Genomic DNA, 1,536 nt, shown 5'->3' on the forward strand with positions numbered 1-1,536 from the left:
GTAACTGGATACGTACCTGATATGGGTACGCGGGCGATCCTGGCCGTGTGACGGGCCGGGTGGTGGTTGCCGGTCAGGCCGGGGTGGGGATCCAGGGGTTGCCGGTGGTGGCCTGGATGAGGGCGTCGAGGGTGTCGATGCCTTGCCGGGTGGCGGTGGCGATGTAGCTGCGGATCGCGGCGAAGTGTTCAGCGCCGGTCGTGGTGCGCATGCTGCCGGAGACCTTGGTCCGTAGTTTCGGCATCCGGATCGTCCGCTCGCTCGAATTGTTGTCGAACGGCACGGCGGGGTCGGAGACGAAACGTAGGTAGTCGTCGCGGCGGTCACGGAGCCGGACGAACAGTGCGTGGTATTTGCGTTCGAGTTTGCTGGCCCGCGCGGCGGTGGCCTGGACGCCGAGTACGACTGCGCTGTGCAGGACGTGCTGGTAGAAGGCGAGTTTCTCCGGGTCGGGGGTCCGCTCGGCGGCGTCGGCGATCAGCCGGTTCAACCGGCGTAGCGCGGTGGCGGCCTGCTCGGCATGTTCGGCGACCGGGCCGGTCGCGGTGTCGGTCACGTAGATCAGCTCACGCAACGCGTGGGCGCCGCACAGAGCGTGGATCATGTTCGTGTAGGTGTCGTACGGTGCCCACGCGTCATGCACGCCGACCCCGGTGAACTTCGGCAGGACCCCGATCGCGTCCATCGCTTTCGTGCCTCGCTTCGGGTGTACCGCGAGGAGCACATCGGTGGCCGTGGACGCGGAGTGCAGCCAGGCCAGGCGACCGGCGACGCGCATCCCGGTCTCGTCGAAACCGGCGACCGGCGCGGTGATGATCCGCCCGGCGATCACCGGCAACACCGTGTCGATGATGCCCAGCGCGGTGCGTTTCACCCAACCGGCCACCGTGCCGGCCGCGACCGGCGCCCCGAACAGGTCCTTGAGCGCGGCGGCGGTCCTCGACACCGACAGGAACTGCCCGTGCAGCAGGTACACGCCGATCCCTGCCAACCTCGGCCCGTAAGAGACCGGTGCGACCGCCTCCGGCGGCGCGGCCGCGGTGGTGTGATGCCCGCACCGGCACGCCAGGGTGATCATCTGATGCTCGGTCACCTGCGGTGTCACCGGTGGCACATCGACCACCTGCCGCCAGGTCATATCAACCTCGTCCGCGTCGGCCAGGCTGTCCCCGCACCCGCCGCACACCGCGGGCACGTGCCGGACCACGTCAGGATCCGCGAACCGTTCCAGAGTGACCCCGTCCTGGCCTTTCGGCCGCCCCGGACCCTGACCCGAGCGCGGCCGCAACGACTTCGGCGACGGCTTGGCCAACCCGTCCGACGAGGGAGGCCGAGAAGAGTTCGACGACGACTGCTTCAACCGGGCCTCAAGCTCCGCCACCCGCCCCAGAGCCTTCTCCAGCAGACCAGTCAACTCCGCAACCCGCGCGACCAGTTCGTCATACGACGGCGATGGCTGCGGGGCGGACACAGTTGATCAACCTACCAACCTCCACAACGGACGTTGCCACCGCCCGGCCTACCTATCCAGACACC

The 1,536-nt window shown here is 68.6% G+C and carries 1 protein-coding gene; it reads right to left on the reverse strand.

Annotated features, from left to right (window positions below):
* Positions 1–73 precede the first annotated feature (73 nt).
* On the reverse strand, positions 74–1,471 hold the full coding sequence (tnpC, locus tag Adu01nite_RS47385) for an IS66 family transposase (protein WP_203735995.1): 1,398 nt from the start codon (positions 1,469–1,471) through the stop codon (positions 74–76).
* Between the last annotated feature and the right edge of the window lie 65 nt (positions 1,472–1,536).

Origin of the sequence: Paractinoplanes durhamensis, from assembly GCF_016862175.1 — a bacterium.
In the GTDB taxonomy this organism is placed as follows: Bacteria; Actinomycetota; Actinomycetes; order Mycobacteriales; family Micromonosporaceae; genus Actinoplanes; species Actinoplanes durhamensis.